The sequence below is a fragment of the Xenophilus azovorans DSM 13620 genome, assembly GCF_000745855.1.
GTDB lineage: Bacteria > Pseudomonadota > Gammaproteobacteria > Burkholderiales > Burkholderiaceae_C > Xenophilus > Xenophilus azovorans.
This window is the reverse complement of record NZ_JQKD01000011.1, coordinates 58,401-75,495: the sequence shown is the minus strand read 5'-3', so window position 1 is coordinate 75,495 and position 17,095 is coordinate 58,401. Positions and strand designations below refer to the sequence as shown.

The window sequence follows — 17,095 nt, the reverse complement described above, 5'->3', positions numbered from 1 at the left end:
GGACAGAAAGATGGACGACAACACCCTTCCGAGCACGACCGACCGCACTGCGCTCGACGGCCTGGTGAACCCCGGCGCACCGGCCGCCGACGATCCCTGGGCGGCCGTCGGCGCCGCGCCGGCGAGCCCCGCGCCCGCGGCGGATGACGACCCGTGGGCCGCCATCGCCGAGGGCGGCGGCGACGCCGGCTGGCTGGACGGCACCGCGGCCGCCGCCACCCCCGATCCCGGCGCGCTCGACACCGCCGGCGGGTTCCAGCTCTCCCAGCTGTGGGACGGCAGCCTGCCGGTGCACGACTGGATCAACGGCGGCCTGGCCTGGACGGTGGAGCACTTCCGCCCCTTCTTCCAGGCCGTGCGCGGCCCCATCGACGCCACGCTCGGCGGCGTGGAGTCGGCGCTGCTGGCGGTGCCCGCACCGGTGATGCTGGCCCTGCTGGGCCTGATCGCCTGGCAGTGCGCCGGACGCGCGGTGGCGATCGGCGCCGTGGTCTCGCTGCTGCTGGTGGCGCTGCTGGGCATCTGGCCCGAGGCCATGACCACGCTCTCGCTGGTGCTGACCTCGCTGGCCTTCTGCGTCCTGATCGGGCTGCCGCTGGGCATCGGCCTGGCCGCCAGCGAGCGCGCCCAGCGCATCGTGCGCCCGCTGCTCGACGCGATGCAGACCACGCCCGCCTTCGTCTACCTGGTGCCGGTGGTGATGCTGTTCGGCATCGGCAACGTGCCGGGCGTGATCGTCACCATCGTCTTCGCGCTGCCGCCGCTGGTGCGCCTGACCACGCTGGGCATCCGCCAGGTGCGGCCCGACCTGGTGGAGGCCGCGCGCTCGTACGGCGCCTCGCCCTGGCAGCTGCTGGCCAAGGTGCAGCTGCCGCTGGCGATGCCCTCGATCATGGCCGGCATCAACCAGGCGCTGATGCTGTCGCTGTCGATGGTGGTGATCGCCTCCATGATCGCCGTTGGCGGCCTGGGCCAGATGGTGCTGCGCGGCATCGGCCGCCTGGACATGGGCCTGGCCACCATCGGCGGCCTGGGCATCGTGCTGCTGGCCATCACGCTGGACCGCATCACCCAGGCCATGGGCCAGCCGCGCCGCGGCGCGCGCCACTGGTGGCAGGCCGGGCCGGTCGGGCTGGCCTGGCGGCTCATGCAGCCGAAGCGGCAGGCCACTGCCGACGCAGCTTCCACACCGAACGCCGAAGCGCAGCCGGTCCTCGCCGCCCGCACGCACTGAGCCCCTGCTTCTCCCGCAACAACACCCAAAGGAGCCACCGCATGACGATCCCGTCCTCTCCCCTCGCCCGCTGGCGCGCCCTCCTCGCCGCCGGCCTGCTGGCCGCCGGCAGCGCCGCCGCCACTGCACAGGCCCTGCCCGGCAAGGGCATCCGGGTGCAGCCGCTGCAAAGCTCGATCGCCGAGGAGACCTTCCAGACGCTGCTGGTCTCGCGCGCGCTGGAGAAGCTCGGCTACGACGTGCAGCCCATCCGCGAGGTGGAGTACCCGACGGCCCACATCGCCATCGCCAACGGCGACGCCACCTTCATGGCCGACCACTGGGACCCGCTGCACGCCGACTTCTACAAGAACGCCGGCGGCGACGCCAAGCTCTCGCGCACCGGCAGGTACTCGACCGGCGCGGTGCAGGGCTACCTGATCGACAAGAAGACCGCCGACGAGCACGGCATCACCAGCATCGACCAGCTCGCCGACCCGAAGATCGCCAAGCTCTTCGACGCCGACGGCGACGGCAAGGCCGACCTGACGGGCTGCAACCCCGGCTGGGGCTGCGAGGCGGTGATCGAGCACCAGCTCGACGCCTACAAGCTGCGCGACAGCGTCCGGCACGTGCAGGGCAGCTATGCGGCGCTGATGGCCGACACCATCACGCGCTTCAAGCAGGGCAGGCCGATCCTCTACTACACCTGGACGCCCTACTGGGTGAGCGGCGTGCTGCGCCCCGGCCAGGAAGTGGCCTGGCTGCAGGTGCCCTTCTCCGCCCTGCCCGGCGAGCAGGCCAAGATCGACACCAAGCTGGCCAACGGCAAGAACTACGGCTTCGTCGCCAACACCCAGCGCATCGTGGCGAACAAGGCCTTCGCCGAGAAGAACCCGGCCGCCGCGAAGCTGTTCGAGGTGATGCAGCTCCCGGTGGGCGACATCAACGCGCAGAACCTGCGCATGCGCGACGGCGAGAACAAGCCTGCCGACGTGGAGCGCCACACCGATGCCTGGATCAAGGGCCACCAGAAGACCTTCGACGGCTGGATCGATGCGGCGCTGAAGGCCGCGGGCGGCTGAGCGCCGCGCACAAGGAAAAGGGCCGCTGGATGCGGCCTTTTTTCATTCGCGCCGGCTCAGCGGCCCGTCATTTTCTCCGGCACGACCCACGCGTCGAATTGCTCGCCCGTCAGATGCCCCGAGGCGATGGCGGCCTCGCGTAGCGAGGTGCCCTCCTTGTGCGCCTTCTTGGCGATGAAGGCCGCCTTGTCGTAGCCGATGTGCGTGTTCAGCGCCGTCACCAGCATCAGCGAACGGCTCACCAGCTCGGCGATGCGCTCGCGGTTGGGTTCGATGCCCACCGCGCAGTGGTCGTTGAAGCTGGTGATGCCGTCGGCCAGCAGGCGCACGCTCTGCAGGAAGTTGTGCGCCACCATCGGGCGGAACACGTTCAGCTCGAAGTTGCCCGACATGCCGCCGATGTTGATGGCCACGTCGTTGCCCATCACCTGCGCGGCCAGCATGGTCACCGCCTCGCTCTGCGTCGGGTTGACCTTGCCGGGCATGATCGACGAGCCCGGCTCGTTCTCGGGGATGCTCAGCTCGCCGATGCCGCTGCGCGGGCCGCTGGCGAGCCAGCGCACGTCGTTGGCGATCTTGTTCATGCTGGCGGCCAGCGTCTTGAGCGCACCGTGCGCATGCACGAAGGCGTCGCAGGCGGCCATCACCTCGAACTTGTTCGGTGCGGTGACGAAGGGCAGCCCGGTCAGCCGCGCCAGCTCGGCGGCCACGCCCTCGGCATAGCCCTTGGGCGCATTCAAGCCGGTGCCCACCGCCGTGCCGCCCAGTGCCAGCTCGCACAGGTACGGCAGCGCTGCGCGCACGTGCCGCTCGTTCTGGTCGAGCTGCGCGACCCAGCCGGAGATCTCCTGGCCCAGGGTGAGCGGCGTGGCGTCCTGCAGGTGGGTGCGGCCGATCTTCACGATGTCCATGAAGTCCTCGGACTTCTTCGCCAGCGTGGCGCGCAGCCTGGCGATGGCCGGCAGCAGCCGGTGCGTGACGGCCTGCACCGCCGCCACGTGCATGGCGGTGGGGAACACGTCGTTGCTCGACTGGCTGCGGTTCACGTCGTCGTTCGGATGCACCAGCCGCCCCTCGCCGCGCGGGCCGCCCAGCAGCTCGCTGGCGCGGTTGGCCAGCACCTCGTTGACGTTCATGTTGGTCTGGGTGCCGGAGCCGGTCTGCCACACCACCAGCGGGAACTCGCCCTCGTGCTTGCCGGCCAGCACCTCGTCGGCCGCGGCGACGATGGCGTCGGTCTTCTTCGCGTCCTGCAGGCCGAGCTGCTGGTTGACCACCGCCGAGGCGCGCTTGACCAACGCCAGCGCGTGGATGATCTCCTTGGGCTGGCGCTCGCCGGAGATGTCGAAGTTCTGCAGGGAGCGCTGGGTCTGCGCGCCCCACAGCCGGTCGGCCGGGACGTCGATGGGGCCGAAGGTGTCTTTCTCGGTGCGGGTGCTGGTCGTCATGCTCGTGTTCGCTCGGTGGATCGGAACCTGCGAGTATCGGCTCAAACGAGAAGAGTTCTCATCTTCATGGTCTTGCCGCGCCGGCGTGGATGGGACGGGCCGTCCGATAATCCCGCCAGACCCGCGCCACGACGGGCCATCTGCCTCCTCTCCCCCACGACACGACCATGACCACGATCCAGCAAGACGACCTGATCGAATCGATCGCCGCGGCCCTGCAGTACATCAGCTACTACCATCCCGCCGACTACATCGCCCACCTGGCCCGCGCCTACGAGCGCGAGCAGAGCGCGGCGGCCAAGGACGCGATGGCGCAGATCCTCACCAACAGCAAGATGAGCGCGACCGGCCACCGCCCGATCTGCCAGGACACCGGCATCGTCAACGTCTTCCTCAAGGTCGGCATGGACGTGCGCTGGGGCGGCTTCACCGGCAGCCTGGAAGACGCCGTCAACGAGGGCGTGCGCCGCGGCTACAACCACCCCGACAACACGCTGCGCGCCAGCGTGGTGGCCGATCCGCAGTTCGCTCGCAAGAACACCAAGGACAACACGCCCGCGGTGGTCTTCACCGAGATCGTGCCCGGCGACACGGTGGACATCACCGTCGCGGCCAAGGGCGGCGGCAGCGAGAACAAGAGCAAGATGGTGATGCTCAACCCGAGCGACTCGGTGGTCGACTGGGTGCTCAAGACGGTGCCGACCATGGGCGCGGGCTGGTGCCCGCCCGGCATGCTGGGCATCGGCATCGGCGGCACGGCCGAGAAGGCGGTGCTGATGGCCAAGGAGTCGCTGATGGACGACCTGGACATGTACGAGCTGCAGGCCAAGGCCGCCAAGGGCGAGAAACTCACGCAGGTCGAGGAGCTGCGCCTGGAGCTGTACGAGAAGGTCAACGCGCTGGGCATCGGCGCGCAGGGCCTGGGCGGCCTGACCACGGTGCTCGACATCAAGATCAAGATGCATCCCACGCACGCGGCCAGCAAGCCGGTGGCGATGATCCCCAACTGCGCCGCCACGCGGCACGCGCACTTCGTGCTCGACGGCTCCGGCCCGGCGTACCTCACGCCGCCGAGCCTGGACCTGTGGCCCAAGGTGGACTGGGCGCCCGACACGCAGAAGAGCCAGCGCGTCAACCTGGACACGCTGACCAAGGAGGAAGTCGCCAGCTGGAAGCCCGGCCAGACGCTGCTGCTGAACGGCAGGATGCTCACCGGCCGCGACGCCGCGCACAAGCGCATCCAGGACATGCTGGCCAAGGGCGAACCGCTGCCGGTGGACTTCACCAACCGCGTCATCTACTACGTCGGCCCGGTCGATCCGGTGAAGGACGAGGCCGTCGGCCCCGCTGGCCCGACCACCGCCACGCGCATGGACAAGTTCACCGACATGATGCTGTCGCAGACCGGCCTGATCGCCATGATCGGCAAGGCCGAGCGCGGCCCGACCGCCATCGAGGCCATCCAGAAGCACAAGAGCGCCTACCTGATGGCCGTGGGCGGCGCCGCCTACCTGGTCAGCAAGGCGATCAAGACCGCCAAGGTGGTCGGCTTCGCCGATCTGGGCATGGAAGCCATCTACGAGTTCGACGTGGTGGACATGCCGGTGACAGTGGCGGTCGACGCCGGCGGCACCAGCGCGCACGTCACCGGCCCCGCCGAGTGGAGCAAGCGCATCGCCAGCGGCGAGTTCAAGGGCATCGCCCTGGAGACGGCCTGACCGCATGCACGCCGACGCCCGCTCGCCCATCGGCGTGTTCGACAGCGGCGTCGGCGGCCTGAGCGTGCTCGAGGCGCTGCGCGAGGCCTTGCCGCACGAGCGTTTCGTCTACTACGCCGACACCGCGCACGCGCCGTATGGCGAGCGCGGCGACGCCTATGTGCTCGCACGCACCCTGGCCGTGGCGAATGACTTGGTCGAAGGCCGGGGCGTGAAGGCGCTGGTGGTGGCCTGCAACACCGCCACCGCCGCCGCCATCCACGAACTGCGGGCCCTGTGGCCCGGGCTGCCCATCGTGGGGGTGGAACCGGCGCTCAAACCCGCCGTGGCCGCCAGCCGCGGCCGCATTGCCGTGCTGGCCACCCGCGGCACCCTGGCCAGCGCCAAGTTCCGGCGGCTGCAGGAAACGGCGGCGCCCCGCGCGCAGGTGGTGGCCGTGCCCTGCGACGGGCTGGCCGATGCCATCGAGCGCGCGGATGCCGGCGAAATCGACGCGCTGTGCGCCCGCTACATGCAGGCGGCCGGCCCCTTCGGTGCCGGGGCTGGCGAAACGGACACCGTGGTGCTGGGCTGCACCCACTACCCCTTCGCGACCGGCGTGCTGCGGCGCCATGCGCCGGCCTCGGTGCGCTTCCTGGACACCGGCGCGCCGGTGTCCCTGCGCACGCGCCAGCTGCTGGCCGAGGCCGGCCTGCTCGCAGGCCCCGGCGCTGCCGGCGGCATCGAACTCACCGGCAGCGGCGACCTGCCCGCACTGGAAGCCGCCGCCCGCCGCTGGCTCGCCCCCGCGCCGGGCGCGCAGGCGTCGAAAGATACCGATCCTGCGCAGCGCGTGACGCCGCAGGCCCTGCCGGCCGCCTGAGCGCGCCGGACAATCGGGGCATGCGTCCCCGCCTCCCGCGCCACCGCCGCGCCGCGCTGCTGTCCGCCTCCCTGCTGGCCCTCCTGGCCGTCGCCGCGCCGGCGGCGCATGCCGCCTGCGAAAGCGGCCTGGCGGAACGCATGCATGCCCGGCTGCATCCGAAGCGCACGCTGGACAGCGCCCTGGCCGCCTGCAAGGCCTGGCCCGCCTACCCGGGCCGCAGCATCGTCGTGCTGCCGCTGGAGCGGGAAGGCAGCGGCGCCGCCGGCCGCACGCTCGACCTGGAGGTGCTGGTGATCCAGCGCCCCGACAACGGCAACACCGACCGCGACGCCGTGCTGGCGCGCGTGCTGCAGCCCGAGGCGCTGGCCGAGGACGCCATCCGCATCCGCGACATCCGCATCGACACCGGCCGCTATGTGCTCTCGCCCGGCGCCCGCGCCTTCGGCCTGCGCGTGCGCTACGGCGGCAGCTCCCGGCCCAACCCCTTCGCCAGCGAGACGCTGCGCCTGTACGTGCCCGAGGGCGGCAAGCTGCGGCAGGTGCTCGACGAGGTCGAACTGGAACGCGACAGCGGCGAATGGGACCTGCAGTGCGCCGGCCAGTTCGAGCAGTTGCGCACGCTGGTGTCCGTCGGCCGGCCGCATGCCGGCGACGGCTTCGCCGACCTGGTGCTCGCCCGCACGCTCACCCCCTTGCGCTCCCTGGTGCAGGAAGACGGCCAGTGCGTGGAGAAGACCGGCACGGCGCGCTACGAATCGCTGACCCTGCGCTACGAAGACGGGCGTTACCCCGTGCCCAGGGCGCTGCGGGCGCCCTGACTCGAGGTCAGCGCGCGGCCAGCGCCGCCTCGCGCCCCCGGCGCATGTCGATCGGCGCCAGCAGCGCCAGCCCGGCCAGGAAGAACAGCATCGTCGACAGGATCGCCACCCGCTGGTTGCCGCCGGTCATCCAGGTGATGGCGCCGTAGGACAGCGGCCCCACGATGCTCGCCAGCCGCGTGGCGAAGGTCCACAGGCCGAAGTACTCGGCGAGCTTGGCGGGCGGCGCCAGCACGCCCGTCATCGCGCGGCCCGCCGACTGGCTGGAGCCCATCGCCAGCCCGGCGATGGCCGCCGCGCACCAGAAGCCGCCCTTGCTCGTCGCGCCTGCGGCGATCAGGCACACCGCCACCCAGGCCAGCAGCGTGATCGACAGCGCCCGGCGGTGGCCGATGCGGTCCTGCACGTAGCCGAAGGCGAAGGCGCCGCCAGCAGCCGCCAGGTTGAGCACGAAGATGAGCACCATCGTCTCGTGCGGCACGAAGCCGATCACCTGCTCCGCGTAGATCGCCGCCAGTGCGATCGCCACCGCCACCCCCGCCTGGTAGCAGACGGTGCAGGCCAGCAGCCACATGAAGTCGCGCTGGGTGCGCGCCGCGACGAAGGTGGCGTGCAGCTGGCGCCACGGGCTCACCCGCGCGCGCTGCGGCTGCGGCCGGGCCCGCTCGGGCAGCAGCGCGAAGGTGGCGCAGGCGGCCAGCGCATACACCACGGCCGTCACCAGCATCGTCACCGGCACGAAGTGCGAGGCCGGCAGCCCGCGCGACTGTGCCCACAGCACGTAGGCCAGGCACAGCCCCAGCGTCAGCATGCCGCCGACGTAGCCGAAGCCCCAGCCCCAGCCGCTGACCTGCCCCATGCCCTCGGGCCGCGCCAGTTCGGGCAGGAAGGCGCCGGTGAGCGACTCGCCGTAGGAATAGAAGGTGTTGGACACGACCACCAGCAGCATCGCCAGCAGCACGCCCTGCATGCCGCCGTCCTGCGCGAAGCGCGGCGTGAGCGCCAGCGCGGCGGTGGCCACCACGCAGCCGGCGGTGACCAGCATCAGCACGCGCTTCTTGGCGGCATGCCGGTCGGCCCAGGCGCCGATGGCCGGCATGCTGAGCATCACCACCGCATAGGCGATGCTCAGGGCCAGCGTCCAGGCAAAGGCCGCCCACGGCGCCGAGCGGGCGATGCCGCCCACGAAATAGGCCGCGTACACGGCCGTGATGACGACCGTGGTGTAGCCCGAGTTGGCGAAGTCGTACATCGCCCAGCCGAACACCTCGCGCTTGCGCACGCCGGAAAGCAGGACCGATGAGGAAAACAGGGACATGGAAGGACGATGCCCGCCAAGGCGGGCATCGTTATCGTCCGTCAGTGCAGGTGGCGCGGCCTGCGGCCGCCGCCGTGCCCGCCCGCCCCCGGGCCGCCGGTGCCGCCGCGCGGGCGCTTGCCGATCTCGAGCGAGTTCACCAGCGCGTCGAAGCGATCGCTGAAGAGCTTGTCGATCTCGGCCACCACGCCGCCCAGTTCGGCACCGTCGAAATGGCGCTCCATCAGGTTGACCACGTCCTCCACCAGCAGGTCGCGCTGCACCTGCATGATGGCGGCCGGGTTGGGGCCGACGAATAGCATGATGAAGTCGTCGCGCGATTCCTCCTCGGGATCGCCGTCCTCCTCCTCGTCGAACTCGGTGTCGTAGAAGGTGACCTCGATGGCCGCGCCCTGCTCGGCCAGTTCGTTCACGCCCATGCACATCTCGTCCAGGGCCTGGCGGAAGTCCTCGTCGCCCTCGAGCGTCCAGCACATCTGGAGCATGCGGTCCTTCTGCTCGTAGCGAATGCCCGGCTCCTCCTCGTAGGCGCTGGCGGCGGCATCCGCCAGCGATTTCGCGCCGGCATAGCTCCACAGCGGCTTGAGGGCTTCCTGGATCTGGGTGTAAGTCACGTCGGACCGCAGCGGCACGTCGCCGTGCACGTGGATCTCGAATGGAGCGTTGTAGCGAGGCATGAGCAGCTCCCTTGTACTCGTGGTGGCATGGTGGAACCGGCGGCGCGCGGGGCCCGAAGCATCCGGCCCCGCCGATGCCGGAAGGCACCGTGGATGTGCAGGCGTGGCGTCCGACCGGCGGCGCGCCACGGCAGGCCTGCCAGTGTATTCGACCGGCCCGTTGCGGCGACACTCGCAGCTTCTTCCCCGCACCGCCTGATGGCCCACCCTCCACGTCCCGGCTGGCTGCCCCGGATCGACCCCGCCCGCTGCACCGGCTGCGGCTGGTGCGTCGCCGCGTGCGAGCCGCGCACCTTGAGCCTGGAGGCCGTCCGTTGGAAGAAAACCGCGACGCTGCACGATCCGGCGCGCTGCACCGGATGCAGCGACTGCGCCATCGTCTGCCCCTTCCGCGCCATCTCGATGCACAGGGCGGCCGGCGCGCCGGGCGCGGCTTAAGCCTCGTCTAAGGTGGCGCCGGGATAGTGCGGGTTCGGCAGCTCGTCTCTTCTCCTCCCTCCTCCTCCGCAAGAGCTGCTGTTGGACCCGCTTCGGCGGGTTTCTTTTTTTGGGAAGGAGCGAGGCCCGTGGTGCCCGGAACCGGAATCGAACCGGTACGCCCCTTTCGGGGCGGCGGATTTTAAGTCCGCTGTGTCTACCAATTTCACCATCCGGGCGCCGGGCGCCGCAGCGGCCCAGCCATGCGAAAAGAGCCCCGTCAACCGGGTTGGCGGGGCTCTTCGCGACAAAGAGGTGGAGGCGCGAGCCGGAGTCGAACCGGCCTGACCGGATTTGCAATCCGGGGCATAACCGCTTTGCTATCGCGCCGCTCAGGCACCCAGGGCACCTGAAAAAAAGGGAAGCGGCTGCTTCCCTTTTTCAAAACTGGAGCGGGAAACGAGTCATGCACTAGAGCGCTAAGTCTCTGTTTCCCAATCACTTTCTCCACTGTGGTGATCAGCGAAGAACTCAATTATAGCCTTGTTTTTCGCCCTCGGCAACAAAGTTCATCCAACCACTTCCACCAGCGTCCAAGGATGATCCATCCACCCGTCGTTACGCCTGATGCGTCCAGCTGCTGAGCGGGTTCGCTATCGAACTCCAACTTGCGACGATCATGACTTGCGCTCGCTCCGCAGGCAGCGCGGGGTGGTGTCGCGTGGACTGCCTGGCACCTGGACGGCTGTAGGACACAACCGCCGGCATCGGAACACCGCAAGTACTCATCTTTACATCGCTGCGGCTAACTTCGCCGGAGCGCAACGCGGCGCCAGTGTAGTGGCAGCCAGCCTCAACGAAGGCGTGCAGCAATCCGGTTCATCTGCTCGATCTCCGCGCGCTGGCCATCGGAAATCGCTTGGCATAGGTTGACGAGTTCCGGATCTGAGAGCTGCGCCTCGCGGCACATGAGGATCGCTCCCGAATGGTGCGGGACCATAGACGCGATGAACTGTCGATCGCCGATTCCGGTTTGAGCACGGGTCGCGGCAAAAGAACCGAGTGTGAGAACGGCAAACAAGCCGTACAGCACGAGATTGAGCCGCCGGTTTGGAAACATGCCGGGCATTGTCGCTAGCATGAAGATGCCCATTGGCGCCCACATAGTGACCGCCATGTAGAGCATGTTGAGATTGTTTCTGAAGTCCCTGGCGCCGTCGATCATGCTGAACATTACGAAGTACATGACGACGAGGCCCAACACCATGTTCACCCAGAACTTGGCGTATGGTCGGCCGTGCTTACCCATCTGACCGGATGTGTGATGTTGATGTTCATGGGAATGTTCAGCCATCTCCGTCTCCTATGTGCTGGGGCAACCTGGCAGGGTCACTGGTACTGCGGCAGATACTTTGTCGATATATCAGCATGTGGAGCGATGCATCACTAACCGCTGATTTCCAGTCACCAACTGGACGTAGGGGCGTCGAACGCTTCAACTCGCTGGTCTTGAACCGTCTGGATATCAGACCATACCAAATCGGTCTTGATGGGCTTTGCGCCACCTATGACGCTGGTACCGTGAGCGCCAATATCGAGCTTGCGTCCTCATCGCTCGATGGGCCGGCAACTGATCGATTCTTGCATATCAAGCAAGACAAGGCCACCTGCGGCGGACGCCAATGGCCTCCTCCGCCTTCGCTTAGGGCATCGCCTCAAGCGTCCGTCGCAGGCCATAACGACACAACAGCCCTTGGGCAAGAAAGGAGCCGGTGATGTAGCGCACCCGAAAGGAGACGAAGACATGCACAAGGACATTTCAACATCAAAGGTGTTCTATCGTCCCATCGAGGCGGCCATCCGATGGGCTGGGTTGCTGCGGTATCTCCCGATGATCCTGGCCACGATCGCGTCACCGCGTGTCCTGCCTCGGTCGCTGAACTGCCCTCGATGGAATGAGTGCCGGCTGCACTCGGAACGTATCTATGACGGCATCCTCAACGGAGAGCTGCCCTACGGCAAGAACGGGATCACGCTCAATGATCCGAAGCTGCTCAATTCTCTGGATCTGACTGTTCGCCATGTCGATCTAAAACGCTGGATGCGCACCCACTATCCCGAGCACCGGCCAGGATTTCTGTTCAGCCGTGGCGAACGCATGGCGCATCCTTTCATCACCATGGAAACAGGACAGGCGATCCTCGTGGAGCGGCTGGCCCTTCAGGCCGCGCTTGAACAAGCCCGACGTGAGATGCGAGAACTGCAGGAGCAGCACGACACGCTACTCAAGCAATCCTCGGTGCTGTTGGCATCCAAGCAATGCGAGATCAGCGAACGGGCGGAAACGACCTATCTCAACATCATTGGAGGGATGTTGACGCTGATGCTGAGCCAGTCGCCTTCAGGCGTGCCCTATTCCAGCTTCAAAACGCAGGAGGCCCTTGTCTCTGCATTGGTCGCCCACTACGGCGGCACCATGGGCATCACTGAGCGCACCTTAAACGGAAAGTTCGCCAACGCTAAGAGGTACGTTCGTAGCGCAAGCGCATGAGGTTATCCAGCTTGTATGTGCAATCGCGGAGATTGCATTTGCAATGTCTTTCCGCAGCCAGGTCTATTGAATAGAGGTCACGCCAACAAACGCCACCGAGCGTTCAGGAGTGACCGCCATGTCGCAGACCCCTGTACTCCCGCCGAACGAGCGCCGCATCCTGCGGCTCGATGAAGTCGAAGCGAAGTCCGGCTTCAAACGCGCCCACATCTACAACCTGATGAAGAAGCGCCAGTTCCCTCAGGCGCTGCGCCTGGGCGTGCGCGCTGTCGGCTGGGATTCGATCGAAATCGACCAGTGGATCGCCGAGCGCCTCAACCACCGGACCTGACCCGCTCTCCCGCGGACTTCCCATTCCCAGCCGGAGAGCGCCATGCAGGTCGTGTCCATCATTTCAACGAAGGGCGGCGTCGGCAAGACCACGACGGCCGCCAACCTGGGCGGGCTCGCCGCGGACGCGGGCCTGCGCGTGCTGCTGCTCGATCTCGACGTGCAGCCCACCTTGTCCTCCTACTACGAACTGACCCAGCGCGCGCCGGGCGGCATCTATGAGCTGTTGGCCTTCAACGAGCGCGACCTTGGCCAGCTCGTGTCCCGCACGATCATCGCGGGCCTGGACCTGGTGCTGTCCAACGACCACCGGGGCGAGCTGAACACGTTGTTGCTGCATGCGCCGGATGGCCGCCTGCGGTTGCGGCATCTGCTGCCAGCACTTGCTCCCCTCTACGACCTGGTGCTGATCGACACCCAGGGCGCGCGTTCCGTGCTGCTGGAGATGGCGGTGCTCGCCTCCGATCTCGCGCTGTCGCCCGTCACGCCGGAAATCCTCGCGGCACGCGAGCTGCGGCGCGGCACCATGCAGTTGCTCGAAGACATTGCGCCGTACCGGCACCTGGGTATCGAACCGCCGCCGCTGCACTTGCTCATCAACCGCGTCCACCCGGTGTCCGCCAACGCACGGCTGATCCAGCAGGCCCTGCGCGACCTGTTCCAGGACAGCGCCGGCATCCGCGTGCTCGCCACCGACGTGCCGGCCATAGAAGCGTATCCACGTGCCGCAACGCGCGGCCTGCCGGTGCATCGGGTCGAGCACCGCCAGCCGCCCGGCAGAGTCGCCCCTGCCGCGCTCGACACGATGCGCGCGCTCGCCAGCGAGTTGTTCCCGCAATGGCAGGACCGACTGGCTCAAGTATCCGGCCGCCCGCAGCGACCTCTTGATCCTGGGAGGCCCCATGGCGAACGCACATGAGCTGGCCCGCGGCCACAAGCGGCTGCGCGCCCTGATCGAGTTCGCGGTCGGTGAGGGCTGGCACGTCAAGCGCACGCCGGGCGGGCACCTCAAGTTCACCAAGGCCGGCTGCGCGGCGATCTACACGAGTTCGACAGCGAGTGACCACCGGGCCGAATTGAACGCCCGTGCGCAGATCCGCCGCGCCGAGCGAGAGGCCCGCATGGCGCCGGCCGGCGGTCGTGGGGACTGCGAGGGGTGCGGCCATGGCTGACATGACCTCGCAGGACATGGCAGGCAAGCTGCTCGCGGCCGGCTTCGAGCGCAGCGGCCCAGCGGCTACGGCCTTGAGCGACCCGATCGCGGACACGCCCATGGTCGTGACGCTGGACCAGTTGCGGCCCTACGACCATGACCCGCGCATGAAGCGCAACCCGGCTTACGAGGAAATCAAGGCGTCCATCCGCGAGCGCGGCCTGGACGCGGCGCCGGCTATCACGCGCCGGCCCGGCGGGGACCACTACATCATCCGCAACGGCGGCAACACGCGGCTGGCGATCCTGCGCGAACTCTGGTCGGAGACCAAGGAAGAACGCTTCTTCCGCATATCGTGTCTGTTCCGACCATGGCCGGAGCGCGGTGAAATCGTCGCGCTGACCGGGCATCTTGCCGAGAACGAACTGCGCGGCGGCCTCACGTTCATCGAGCGCGCGCTCGGCGTCGAGAAAGCACGGGAGTTCTACGAGCAGGAGAGCGGCGCCGCCCTGAGCCAGTCGGAACTGGCCCGCCGCCTGGCGGCCGATGGCTTCCCCGTCCAGCGGTCGCACATCACCCGCATGGCCGACGCGGTGCGCTACCTGCTGCCCGCCATTCCCACCGTGCTTTATGGCGGCCTTGGGCGCCACCAGGTCGAGCGGCTGTCGGTCATGCGCACGGCCTGCAAACGCACCTGGGAGCACTACGCCAAGGACCGCTCGCTGCCGCTGGACTTCGACAGCTTTTTTCAGGAGGTGCTGGCGCAGTTCGACACGCAGGGCGACGAGTTCGCGCCGCAGCGCGTGCAAGACGAGCTGATCGGCCAGATGTCCGAGCTGCTGGGCATCGGCTACGACGTGCTGGCGCTGGACCTGACCGAATCGGAAAGCCGCCACCGGGCGCTGGTCAGTGACCCGACGCCACCTGCGGCGCAGCCGGCGTTGCCTTCGCCCACCGCCGGCACGCCGACTCCGCCGGGCGCAGCATCGTCCATCGCCACGCCTGCAGCGGCGGCCGGTCCTCCACCCGCCAGCCCTCCGGCGTCCGAGCCCACCTTGCGCCACGACGACACGGCGGCTGGCGAAGCGGCCACGGGAAGCCCGGCGGCTGCACCGAGCGATCTGCTTCGTGAGCACATCGTCTCGCCGGCACCGACGACCGAACGGCTGCAGTCGATCCAGCGCATGGTCGCCGACCAGTTGGGCGATGCGCTGCCGCCCGACTTCTCGGCGAGCGTGTTGCAGTCCATCCCGGTGCAAGCCGGCGGACTCTATCCGATCTCCGATGTCTGGTACATCGACGCCGGCCTGGACACGCCCGATCGGCTGCGCATCCACATCGCGCAGTTCGCGCGCGAGATCGCCGGGGAGGCAGGCCTGGACGAGTACATCGAGGATCGCGCCGATGGCATCGGGTTTGCGTGCCGCGCCCGCGGCCAAGCCCCGTCGCCGCTCGGCCGCGCGGTGCTGACGCTCCTCACTTCGCTGACGGGTCAGCCCGTCGCCGAAGCGGGCCTGGACGGCGCGCAGCTCGCCGCCGACCTGCCGACCCTGTTGCACGGCCAGAGCCAAGGCCATGGCAGCGGCGCAAGGCGCTTGAGCGACACCGCGTTGGTCAAGCTCTTTCGGCTGCTCCGCTTGGCCCGGCGTCTGCTGGACCTGGAAGCCGGCACCACGGCGCCCGGGACGTGAGCGAGGGAGGTCGCATGTCCACATCGCATCCGCTCAACCAGGCCGTGATCGCCCAGGCGCTGTATGACCTTCGCAACGGCCAACTGCGCCGCTGCAAGGCCATGGGCTTCGGCGAGGCCGAGCTGGATGCGCTCAAGCACCCCGCGCTGATCAGCGTGCTGGCCAACGCCAGCGTCTCGTGGTGCTCGGTCACGGTCAACCGCGAAGTGCTGCAGCGCCTGCTCAACCAGGCACAGGACGTGGAGAAGGAAATCGCCACGGTCGATCGCATGCTGCGGCTGGGGGCCAGCACGGAGATGGTCAGCCGCTTCTATGGCCTGACCCATCAGGAAGTCGCCCTGCGGCGGGAGATCCTCGGCCTGCCCAAGCGCAAGGGGCGCCACCCCGTCCTGGACGAGACCCAGGACACCGAACTGTGGCGGCAATGGAAAGCCGTGACCAGCAGCAGGAACGTCGATCTGGAGGACGAGACCTCGATTCTCGATGCGGCCATGGACCTGGCCGAGGGTATGTCACTGCCGCTCTCGGTGGTCTGGGCCGCGATCAGGAACTGGGTCGATCAGGGATTGGGCTAGGCCATGGCCGTGGACGACACCGCCCCACGAGCCCCGCGTCAAGGCCCCGTCGCACTCGCCGACCTGTTCGACGCTGCGCTGAAGGACCTCACGCCCAAGCCACATCCCAGCGCGCCAGCGCCCATGGCAGTGCCCACGCCTGCCGCGTCCGGCGACGCCTTCCTGTTCAGTGGCAATCGGCACGAGAGCGTGCCGCGGCGGCTGTTCCTCGACCGCCGCCTGACACCGCTGGAGCGCAACGCCTGGCAGGTGTTCCGGCTGATGCTCAACGACGACGGCGTCACGGCGTTCCCGACCTATGAGCAGTTGCGCCCCTGGCTGGCGTCCATGCCCTGCGCGGGACAAGCCTCCCACGAGACCGTCGCGCGGGCGCTGACGCTGCTGCGCCTGACGCGCTGGCTGAGCCTCGTGCGACGACGGCGCGACCCCAAGACCGGCCGCATCCTCGGAAACCTCTACGTCCTGCATGACGAACCCCTGACACCGTTCGAGGCCATGCAGCTCGACGCCGACTACCTGGCCCTGGTCAGCCAGTCGCTGGGGCATTCGGCCAAGGCCGTTCAGGTGGTGGGACTCAACACCCTCCAGGAGATCGCGGACGACCCGATGTTGTCCGGACGCACCTTGCCGTCGCGGCTGCAAGTGCTCGCCGAGCGCCTGGCCGACCAGGGCATCACCGCCACTCAAAGTTATCCACAGGAGGATGCGATCCACGATTCCGAAGAAGGGCCCGCGAGCCTTCTTCGGAATGGCGAACGCCCCTCTTCGGAATCCGAAGCAGGGCCGAAACCCGCGCCAGACGGCGCTCTTCGGAATCCGAAGCAGGACCGTACAGTACGTAGTAGTCGTATTAATGAAGTACGTACTACCGCGCAGGCGCGTGCGCTGGGCGACCTGCAATGGCCCAAGCGCTTCGCGGAACTGAAGGCGGAACAGCAGGCCGGAGCCAGGATGGCGTTGCAGCAGGTGGACGCTGCCCTGGGGCAGGCCGTGCTGGACGAATGGGCCGCACGGTGCGGCAAGCATGGCATCCGCAACCCCGCCGGATATCTGTTCGGCATCATCCAGCGCGCCATGCGCGGCGAGTTCAATGCGTGGGCCAAGCAGACCGGCCCGGCACCGCCAACACCATCGGCGGCGCGAGCGCCACCATCCGAGCCGCCGCGCAACGTCGTGCCGCCCGAGGTGGCCCGGCAGCACATCGAGCGCCTGCGCGACCTGCTGCGCAAGACCTGA

The 17,095-nt window shown here is 68.3% G+C and carries 17 protein-coding genes and 2 tRNA genes; 13 read left to right on the top strand and 6 right to left on the bottom strand.

Annotation, left to right across the window (positions count from 1 at the left end; genetic code table 11):
* The first annotated feature begins 10 nt into the window (after positions 1–10).
* Together proW and proX are read left to right on the top strand one after the other, a co-directional pair.
* Complete coding sequence (gene proW / locus Q392_RS08240; RefSeq protein WP_038204445.1) at positions 11–1,234, top strand: glycine betaine/L-proline ABC transporter permease ProW; 1,224 nt, start codon at positions 11–13, stop codon at positions 1,232–1,234.
* Between the two features lie 41 nt (positions 1,235–1,275).
* A complete protein-coding gene (gene proX, locus Q392_RS08235; protein ID WP_038204443.1) occupies positions 1,276–2,298 on the top strand; it encodes a glycine betaine/L-proline ABC transporter substrate-binding protein ProX in 1,023 nt (340 codons plus the stop codon).
* 56 nt (positions 2,299–2,354) lie between these two features.
* Here the strand turns inward: proX and fumC are convergent, their stop codons facing one another.
* Entirely contained in the window at positions 2,355–3,746 is a 1,392-nt protein-coding gene (gene fumC / locus Q392_RS08230) for a class II fumarate hydratase (protein WP_038204432.1), read from the bottom strand.
* Between the two features lie 167 nt (positions 3,747–3,913).
* Here fumC and Q392_RS08225 point away from each other — a divergent pair, with 167 nt between their 5' ends.
* The 3 genes from Q392_RS08225 to Q392_RS08215 are packed head-to-tail and all read left to right on the top strand — an operon-like array spanning position 3,914 to position 7,147.
* A complete protein-coding gene (locus Q392_RS08225) occupies positions 3,914–5,464 on the top strand; it encodes a fumarate hydratase (RefSeq protein WP_038204430.1) in 1,551 nt (516 codons plus the stop codon).
* Between the two features lie 4 nt (positions 5,465–5,468).
* On the top strand, positions 5,469–6,326 hold the full coding sequence (gene murI, locus Q392_RS08220; RefSeq protein WP_051953086.1) for a glutamate racemase: 858 nt from the start codon (positions 5,469–5,471) through the stop codon (positions 6,324–6,326).
* A 20-nt stretch (positions 6,327–6,346) separates the two neighbouring features.
* Positions 6,347–7,147 (top strand): PA3715 family protein, encoded by an 801-nt coding sequence (locus Q392_RS08215; RefSeq protein ID WP_051953084.1) that lies wholly within the window; start codon positions 6,347–6,349, stop codon positions 7,145–7,147.
* A 7-nt stretch (positions 7,148–7,154) separates the two neighbouring features.
* Here Q392_RS08215 and Q392_RS08210 read toward each other — a convergent pair whose 3' ends face one another.
* Together Q392_RS08210 and Q392_RS08205 are read right to left on the bottom strand one after the other, a co-directional pair.
* The gene (locus Q392_RS08210) at positions 7,155–8,465 is read right to left on the bottom strand and encodes an MFS transporter (RefSeq protein WP_038204429.1); all 1,311 of its coding nucleotides are present in this window, start codon (positions 8,463–8,465) and stop codon (positions 7,155–7,157) included.
* A 41-nt stretch (positions 8,466–8,506) separates the two neighbouring features.
* Positions 8,507–9,142: a DUF6806 family protein gene (locus Q392_RS08205; RefSeq protein WP_038204420.1), complete on the bottom strand. Its 636-nt coding sequence runs from the start codon at positions 9,140–9,142 to the stop codon at positions 8,507–8,509.
* 198 nt (positions 9,143–9,340) lie between these two features.
* Between Q392_RS08205 and Q392_RS31800 the strand changes: the two genes are divergently transcribed.
* Positions 9,341–9,580, top strand: coding sequence for an ATP-binding protein (locus tag Q392_RS31800; protein WP_084216943.1), 240 nt, complete (start codon positions 9,341–9,343; stop codon positions 9,578–9,580).
* A gap of 129 nt (positions 9,581–9,709) precedes the next feature.
* On the opposite strand, the gene Q392_RS08200 is transcribed toward Q392_RS31800, so the two are convergent.
* The 3 genes from Q392_RS08200 to Q392_RS08190 all read right to left on the bottom strand — a co-directional run bounded on the left by Q392_RS08200 (position 9,710) and on the right by Q392_RS08190 (position 10,913).
* Positions 9,710–9,798 (bottom strand) — tRNA-Leu (locus Q392_RS08200).
* Between the two features lie 77 nt (positions 9,799–9,875).
* Positions 9,876–9,949: transfer RNA gene (locus Q392_RS08195), tRNA-Cys, on the bottom strand.
* 463 nt (positions 9,950–10,412) lie between these two features.
* Complete coding sequence (locus tag Q392_RS08190) at positions 10,413–10,913, bottom strand: DUF305 domain-containing protein (protein WP_003098996.1); 501 nt, start codon at positions 10,911–10,913, stop codon at positions 10,413–10,415.
* A 450-nt stretch (positions 10,914–11,363) separates the two neighbouring features.
* On the opposite strand from Q392_RS08190, the gene Q392_RS08185 reads away from it, so the two are divergent.
* From Q392_RS08185 to Q392_RS08155, 7 genes are all read left to right on the top strand, one after another.
* Positions 11,364–12,110 (top strand): hypothetical protein, encoded by a 747-nt coding sequence (locus tag Q392_RS08185; RefSeq protein WP_003120040.1) that lies wholly within the window; start codon positions 11,364–11,366, stop codon positions 12,108–12,110.
* 118 nt (positions 12,111–12,228) lie between these two features.
* On the top strand, positions 12,229–12,441 hold the full coding sequence (locus Q392_RS08180; protein WP_003090093.1) for an AlpA family transcriptional regulator: 213 nt from the start codon (positions 12,229–12,231) through the stop codon (positions 12,439–12,441).
* A gap of 42 nt (positions 12,442–12,483) precedes the next feature.
* A complete protein-coding gene (locus Q392_RS08175) occupies positions 12,484–13,359 on the top strand; it encodes a ParA family protein (protein WP_003090095.1) in 876 nt (291 codons plus the stop codon).
* A complete protein-coding gene (locus Q392_RS08170) occupies positions 13,343–13,612 on the top strand; it encodes a hypothetical protein (protein WP_003050422.1) in 270 nt (89 codons plus the stop codon). The genes Q392_RS08175 and Q392_RS08170 overlap by 17 nt, the downstream gene beginning before the upstream one ends.
* Entirely contained in the window at positions 13,605–15,284 is a 1,680-nt protein-coding gene (locus Q392_RS08165; protein ID WP_023108429.1) for a ParB family protein, read from the top strand. The genes Q392_RS08170 and Q392_RS08165 overlap by 8 nt, the downstream gene beginning before the upstream one ends.
* A gap of 14 nt (positions 15,285–15,298) precedes the next feature.
* Positions 15,299–15,859, top strand: a complete 561-nt coding sequence (locus Q392_RS08160; RefSeq protein WP_003090097.1) for a DUF2857 domain-containing protein — start codon at positions 15,299–15,301, stop codon at positions 15,857–15,859.
* Between the two features lie 3 nt (positions 15,860–15,862).
* Positions 15,863–17,095, top strand: coding sequence for an STY4528 family pathogenicity island replication protein (locus Q392_RS08155; protein ID WP_023113902.1), 1,233 nt, complete (start codon positions 15,863–15,865; stop codon positions 17,093–17,095).